Genomic DNA, 7,462 nt, shown 5'->3' with positions numbered 1-7,462 from the left:
AGGTAGTTGTTTTGAACGTCTAGATGTGTCTTGACAGCGTATTTAAGAGTGTCAAAGCTTCTTAAGAATCTCCGCACCTTCAGGTCGGAGAGTGTCAAATCATCGCTTGCAGCTTTAGGAAAGCTGTCTGCTTTTTGGGAACTGGAATCCTTACCGGGCGGGGATAAAACCCCGCCATTACTTTTATAAGTTCGATTTTTGAACCGCAAGCTTTTCGGTGATTACCCAGGGGTACCTGATTTTTCCGATCGCTATTCTACTCGCCCTGTGTCAAACCTGAATCTTGCTGCTGCTGAGAATTGCTATAAAAACTAGCAATAATCGCCACCATCAACCACCACAGCATATTAACTTCCGGCCGATACCAAACTGTATCGACAAAACCGTGAGCCATCATACCAGTTAAAGTGGCGATCGCCCCAATCAACCAAAACCCCTGATTTGATTTGAGATTTGGGGATTCTTCCTCTAAATGAGAGCTGTTAAATTGTGCGTCGCGCAATTTTTTGATCTGCAACAAACCTTGATTGACGGTAACAGTCATCAGCCACAGGAAACACATTAAACCGATAAAACCAGTTTCGACGGCAATTTCTAGCAGCACAGAATAAGCGCTCAAAGCAGTGAATTTTGGCTTCATATAAAGCGGATAAACTTTATTAAAAGCAGTATTTCCGGGCCCAATGCCGAGGATTGGCCGATCGCGAATCATGTCAATCACCGCCATCCAAACATTAATCCGAAAATTGTTGCTGCTGTCGCCGCGCCCGACAAACATACTCGAAACTCGATCGCGCAACGCTGGCACCAAAGCTACTCCCAAAATTAACGCTCCAGCCAAACCTCCTAACCCTAACGGTAGCGCCCAAGTGCGCCATAACCTAGGCATCAAAGGGCTGTACCAGTACCAAAGCAGGACTAAAAACACTACTAGCAGTGCCACAAAACCGATCCAAGCACCGCGACTGTCGGTGTAGCGCAAACACGCGCAATTCACTACCAGCATCGTCAACGCTAAAAGTTTGGTTCCCCATCCTTGCCACACAAAAAGTGCGGCGGCGCTCAAGGCAATGGCTGGTAGCAAATAGGAACCGAGCAAGTTGGGATTGCCCAAAAAACTGTAAACTCGGGTGACATCGGCTTGAGTAGAAGTCGGATCGTTCCAAGTAGCTAATGGTGGCACTTTATCAATCCACTGCCGCACGCCGTAGAAACTGACAATTAAAGCAACATTAAGATATACGGCTATTAACCACGATCGCAAACGGGAATCTCGCAATATCCGCGCCATCAGTGCAAAAAATAGCAAATACAGCGTTAGCTTCGTCCAGCCTGTAAAAGCGGCGGCTTTCACCGGCGACATTGCTGTGGCGACGGTAGCAATGCCCCAGTACAAAAGTACCAGCAAGTGAATGGGTGTGAGGGCGATCGCGCGATCGTCCGAAACAGTCAGCAGCACCCAAAACGCAGCGGCAGCAGCCATCAACACACCCACCAGGGCGTTGTTTACAAATGGGCCCATACCGAACGTCAAGGCGAGCAAAACAAAACCCAGGGGCTCGGCCCACTGCATCAGCCAGCTACTCTGCCGCCAACCGCGCAAAGAGCCGATCGCCAAATTCAATAAATAACTGCCACTTTGCCACTGAGAGAGCGACAAATTTGCCAGAGTTAACTGTTGCCAAACTGAATTCATTTCTTTAAATTCGTTATTCGTTATTCGTTATTCGTTATTCGTTATTCGTTGTTCGTTATTCGTTATTCGTTGTTCGTTATTGGCTGTAATAACAACAAATAACTAATAACAAGTAACAAGTAACCAATAACAAGTAACCAATAACAACTGTCAACTGTCAACTGTCAACTGTCAACTGACTTCATCTTTCCAACAACTCGGTAGCATTGGTACAGGGGAGCCAGAGCGCGTAGCGATATCCAGATTCTGGAGTGCCTTGAATCGAGAGTTTGCCGCCTTGAATTTCCACCAACTGGCAGCAAAGCAGCAGCCCCAAGCGTTCCCTAGCGCCGTAACCAGCTAACACAGGTGCCGTATCCGCAGCATTCTCGGCCACCAAAGCCGCCAACTCAGAAAACGCCAGCGTTAATCGCTGCGAAGCCTGTGTCTGTGACGGAAGTGGCGGTTCAAATTCCAGGGAGTCGGTTTCGGAGTTCGATCGCGCACCGCGATCGGCTCCGACCTTCAACAAGTAGTCGGAGTAGAGTTTAGCATGGGGCAAACTTTCACCCAACCAAGGATGAAAAACCCAAACTCCGATATTGATACCGTCTTGTTTCCGAGAAACGTGGACTCGAATCACGCTGCCTGCCCCAGCCGATTGAATAATGCTAAAAATTAAGTGGTGCAGCATTTGCTGAACTTTATCCTTATCGGCCAGCCAGATGCGCGGCCCGGGCCCCATTGACAAGTTAATTTCTTGCTCTCGTCTAGAGGCTGCTGGCGACAGGGTTGTCACAACTTGCTGAGACAAAGTTTCTATATCAACTGCGGTTCGCTTCAATGTGAAAGCGGTATCGTCTAGATCTGCCAGTTCCAAAATTTCTTCAACTAGCGATCGCAAAGATCGGCTGCTGTCTTGGATCACGTCGATATATTCTTTTTGCTTGCTCGTTAAGGGGCCGTAAATTTCTTGGTTCAATACGCTTGCCATGCCGAGGACAGAAGTGAGCGGGGTGAGCAATTCTTGCGCTAAATGATTCAGCAGTTTTACTTTAATTGAGTTAGTAGATAAATCGATAGGTTTGTTATTCATCGGTTATTTTTGTTGGTTCATTATCGAGCGCTTATTGTTAGATCGAGTCCGGTTAAATAATTCTAATTAAGTTTGTACTGAGGACGGCAGCCCTCAAAATCTTAAAACGCCGAACGAAAACAACTTTATTATCAGTGATTAACCGGCACTGATACTTAGTTACTTATTATACATCTTCCCCAAGTTTATAACAAGTTGTTTGCTGCACGAATTAAAAATAGAGTGGCAACCCAAAGGCAATATATAGCAGTTGACAGTTGACAGTTGACAGTTGACAGTTGACAGTTACGTAGTACGAGAATCAAACCGTTTATGCTAAAGGGTTATAGGATCTATTCATGACATGATTTATGTCCTAACCTATGTGGCGGTTGCTATATCATCCTTATTTTTGCTTCTCTCTTCCTGCGTCTCTCTTCCTACTTCCCTATTCCTAATTGCAGATTCGGACTAATTAAGATTTAATCATTCCTTCTAAAGCGGATTGCAAGTCTTGAGTGAGTTCGGCAACTGCTACCCTGCGGCTGCTTTGATATCCCTCCCAGCGATCGCCGACTGATATCGGTTCGCCCACGGTCATTTGCACCTGCTGTTTGCCCAAAGAAGGGCGGCCGAAAGGATTTCCGCCTTTGATGCGAGTCAGTACGTCCCACAGCAGTAAAGTTGTTTCTGCCAAACGTTCTGCTGTGAGCTTTTCTTGGACGTATCTGCCCGTGACTGAGACGAAACTTTCGACAAGTCTCATGTGCCACATCCGCAGACTTGCTTCTTCAGCGAGGCGATCGGCTAATCCTCTTTCTAAGGCACAAAGTCCTGCAATATCTTTGATATCTTCTCGATAAATATAGTCCCAGCCTGCTTGTTCCAGACGGCGGCAGCGGTCTATCAAACTGCCTTTGGGCTTCAAGTTAAAATATTCTTCTGCTACTTGCAAGCCTACGTCTAACAGTGCTGTCAGTCGAGGAATCATCGCTTCATTTTCCGAATCGTTTGTCGTTGTTTCGGGCAGCGGTATTAATGTCAAAGAAGATGTTTTTAACTGTAAATTTCGATGATAAAAACGGGCGTAAAACTGTTCCATTACTGTTAGTAAATGGTTGCCAACTCGAATCAGGCGCAGATATTGGAATTTGTGATGCTGGTCTGCGGGAGCGAGATTTTCTGCCTCTAATTTAGCAATCTCGGTGGGTTCTAAGGCTGGAAGTCCGCAATCTATTTCTAATTGAGTTAAAAGTTTTTCTAAGGGTTCCCAAGGTGGATTGACATAGCGGTATTGAATGCCGATCGGCACAATCAACACTTTTTCATCAGTACGTCCGGCTTTTAGCAAGTCTTCAACGCACCAGAAGCCCATTTGAGCGATTCCCGGTTCCAGGGGGCTAACTATTTCATTGTGACCGTTGGTGGCGCCTTCTGGGGCGGCGGCGATGGGAAATTGGCTGTTGGCGAATAAATCGCGGGCCGATCGCAATCCAGCGCGATCGATCTTGCCGCGCACAATCGGAGTACCGCCGAGGCGAGAATATAGCCAGCCGACGCTAGAACCGGCCCACAGAGGAATTCCGCGATCGTAGATAAAGTGGGAATGTACCGGGAATTGCAGGGGAATGCCTTTGGCGCGCGCCGCCTGGGGAACGAGTTTCCAAATTAGTTGTCCCAAACAGTAGGGATCGTCGGAGTTGGGATGGCGGAAGGCGAGTAAGAAGCGAACTTTTTGATTTTGAAATTGGTGGAAGAGTTCGGCGAGGGTTTCGACGTTTTCGGCTTGAATGTGGCTGATATTTGTCTTAAATCGCAGCCACCAGGGGAGTATTTGCTGACAACCATTGACGATGAGGGGGTTGTAGGCTGGGGGTATGAATTCCAGCGGTGGCTGAACTTGGTTTATAGAATTGGGCATTTGGCGATTTTCTGTCGTGCATTTCAATTGCATATTCGGGACGGGCTAGAAGCCCATCCCACAAGACTTGAATTATTTCTTGACATACAGTTTAAATGCACAACAGCTTAACTTACAATTTTTATTGTTCTTGTGGGATGGGCGTCCCGCCCGTCCAGAAAGAACGGGATCTTCTGGCCCATCCCACTTTTAAGAGTGTAAGTTATTAAATTTTAGTTCCTTAGTTAATCATGTGCGATCGATTTACCGCAATCAGATTCGATCGCGCGTGCGGACTTTAGTCCGCAGCCTGAAAGCGGACTTTAGTCCGCACTACAAACAAACGGTTTTTGTGATGGTAATCGACTCGACATGATATAAGACGGCGCTTGCAACCGCCCCTAGAGAAACAAAACCCACTTCAATGAGATTGCTAACTTAAGCTTATTGGTTTATAGCCGCAAACGCACAATTCCTGTCAGTAAGATTTTGGCAATCCAAAATCTAAAATCTAAAATCTAAAATCTAAAATCCTATTGTGCTGCTTCAAAAATCATCTCTTGGAAGTTAATCACGTCCGATCGCGGATCGCAGTGAGTGACTTTGACTTCTAGCCGATCGCCAATTTCGACCGATCGACCAAATCGCATCGCCAACTCCAAACCCAACTCTTCCAACAAAATCAAAGCCAGATTGCTATCTTCCCTCAACCAGCGCAGCATCAAAGCTTCCCAAACCTCATCAGGATTGCGCCGCAAATATTCCAATCCCCAATAACGGTTTGTTTGGCGTTCCACGGTAGAGGCTTCTCTAACTGCGGTACCGAGACACATCACAATATCCTGTATTTCTTGGGCGGAAAAAGGCAGTGGTTCGCCCCGCAGGTGGGCTTTAATTTGGAAGTGAGTCAGCAAGTCGGTATAGCGGCGGATCGGGGAAGTAACTTGAGTGTAGGATTCCAAACCTAAACCTGCGTGGCGTCCGGGGGTCAGACCCATTTCGCTGCGGGGCATACAGCGACGTACAGCGCAAGCGCGGGCTGGGCCAGCGGGCACGGCCAGCAGTTCTTCCTCTGGGGGGAGTTCCGGCTGCGGCTGATAGCGGTAGGGTATGGGCAGGCTGTGAGTTTGACCGTAGCGGGCGGCGACTTCGCCAGCTAAAATCATCATTTCCGCTACTAGCAATCTGGCTGTAGAGTCGTCGATGACGTGGATTTTGATCTCGTCGCCGTGGACTTTGATGACGGATTCGGGCATGAAAATGCTGATGGCGCCTTGGGCTTCGCGCCATTTTTGACGCAGTTTTGCCGCCGAGGCGATCGCGCTTATTTCCGGTTCTGCTTCAATTCCCAACTCCAGCATTTCGTCTACGTCATCGTAGGTTAAGCGATAGGTGGGTTTGATCTTGCTGATATGGATGCTGTAATCTTGGGCCGCGCCGATTTCATCTAAGGTGACACTAAAGCTGAGGGCGCTGCACTCTTTACCTTGAATTAAACTCATCGGCCCAGTTGCCAAAGCTGGGGGAAACATCGGGATCATGCCCGTGGGCAGATACACTGTAGTGGTGCGCTTTCTGGCTTCGAGGTCGAGTTCGTCTCCGGGGGAAAGCAAGCGTGTGGGATCTGCTATGTGTATCCACAGACGCTGCTGGCCGTTTTCGAGGAATTCTAGGCTGAGTCCGTCGTCGATTTCCGTAGTGCTTTCGTCGTCGATCGTGTAAACCTTGAGGTGAGTTAAATCGAGACGATCTGTGTCTGAGTCGGTTGAGGGTTCTTCTAGGCAGCTTTGCGCTACTTCTAATACCTTTGCCGATAGTTGTAGCGGAATTTGGCTTCGCCGCAAAAACAGGTTTTCGTGGGGACTCCACAGGCCGAGATCGACTAGGAGTTGAAATGCTGCTTCGGGGTTTTCGGGACGTTGTAAGCTGGCTAAAGTTTCTAAGGCCGGCGTGCGGTGAGTTGCTTCTTCTCCGAGGGTAGCAAAGCGTTCTAGGGCATCGAGGCGAGTTCGATCGCTAGTTGCCCAATCTACATTATTTTCACCAGCCAGCCGCCGTTTAACTCGATCCCAAAATCCTTGGGATTCTTGGTGTCGGTGCTGTTCTACTTCTTGCTGGTGTTTGATTTCGGCTACTTGGGCAACTGGTCGCGGTTCGTAGCGATCGCCCTTTTGTTTAAAATACAGTTTATCTGTGGACAGCAAACAATAAGCTGCATAACATTGCGCCGGAGTGCGATCGGAAAATAGCAGCATAGCCAGGGCTTCTGGATCTGTATTTTCTCCGTCGCCCACTAGAAGTTCCCAAGCTACTTCTAGACTCGACGGATCTGAGTAAGCTTCTACTTCTTTAAGAAATTTGGAAATGTCGGAGGGTTTGTAAGTTTCTCCGACTGCTTCATAGCTGATTTGTTTTGGCGGAATGCTGTGCGGTTGACCGTTTTCGTCTACCACTACCCAGTTTTTCTTGCCGTCAGGGCGATCGGCAACGGCCAGGCGGCGGTCGCCGTGCACTCTAAATTCTACTAACGTTCCCTTCTCCACTTGCCCGCTTTATTTTTGAGATTTTGGATTTTTACAGTTGCCACTTATCGAGTTTCTTTGCTTCCGATTTTAGATTTTGGATGTTTACATTTTTTAAATCAATTGTCAAAACTAACATCTAAAAAGTTCTGCTTTTTGTGCTTTAATTTTTAACTTTTGAGATTTTGATTAAGACTTACGCACCAGCGACTCAATACCAAATATTGCCAGCTATTAGCTACCATCGCTTGCGACAAAAAGACGTTGTTTTCGCGTAAGTCCTATTTTTG

Annotated in this window: 5 protein-coding genes; 1 reads left to right on the top strand and 4 read right to left on the bottom strand. The window is 47.5% G+C overall.

Going from position 1 to position 7,462, the window contains the following annotated elements; all coding sequences use genetic code 11:
- Positions 1-256: 256 nt before the first annotated feature.
- From JGK14_RS21730 to JGK14_RS21720, 3 genes are all read right to left on the bottom strand, one after another.
- Positions 257-1,696 carry an IctB family putative bicarbonate transporter gene (locus tag JGK14_RS21730; protein ID WP_325315479.1) on the bottom strand — a complete coding sequence of 480 codons (1,440 nt, stop codon included), beginning with the start codon at positions 1,694-1,696 and terminating at the stop codon, positions 257-259.
- 181 nt (positions 1,697-1,877) lie between these two features.
- Positions 1,878-2,771, bottom strand: coding sequence for a sensor histidine kinase (locus tag JGK14_RS21725; protein WP_293182804.1), 894 nt, complete (start codon positions 2,769-2,771; stop codon positions 1,878-1,880).
- Between the two features lie 454 nt (positions 2,772-3,225).
- A complete protein-coding gene (locus JGK14_RS21720; protein ID WP_293196262.1) occupies positions 3,226-4,671 on the bottom strand; it encodes a 1-acyl-sn-glycerol-3-phosphate acyltransferase in 1,446 nt (481 codons plus the stop codon).
- 232 nt (positions 4,672-4,903) lie between these two features.
- Here JGK14_RS21720 and JGK14_RS21715 point away from each other — a divergent pair, with 232 nt between their 5' ends.
- Complete coding sequence (locus JGK14_RS21715) at positions 4,904-5,026, top strand: hypothetical protein (RefSeq protein WP_293191917.1); 123 nt, start codon at positions 4,904-4,906, stop codon at positions 5,024-5,026.
- A 157-nt stretch (positions 5,027-5,183) separates the two neighbouring features.
- Here JGK14_RS21715 and JGK14_RS21710 read toward each other — a convergent pair whose 3' ends face one another.
- On the bottom strand, positions 5,184-7,193 hold the full coding sequence (locus JGK14_RS21710) for a ribonuclease catalytic domain-containing protein (RefSeq protein ID WP_293182800.1): 2,010 nt from the start codon (positions 7,191-7,193) through the stop codon (positions 5,184-5,186).
- Positions 7,194-7,462 lie beyond the last annotated feature (269 nt).

Source organism: Microcoleus sp. PH2017_28_MFU_U_A, from assembly GCF_020738035.1.
GTDB lineage: Bacteria > Cyanobacteriota > Cyanobacteriia > Cyanobacteriales > Microcoleaceae > Microcoleus.
Note: the sequence above shows the minus strand (reverse complement) of the source record. Positions and strands in the feature narration are given on the sequence as shown.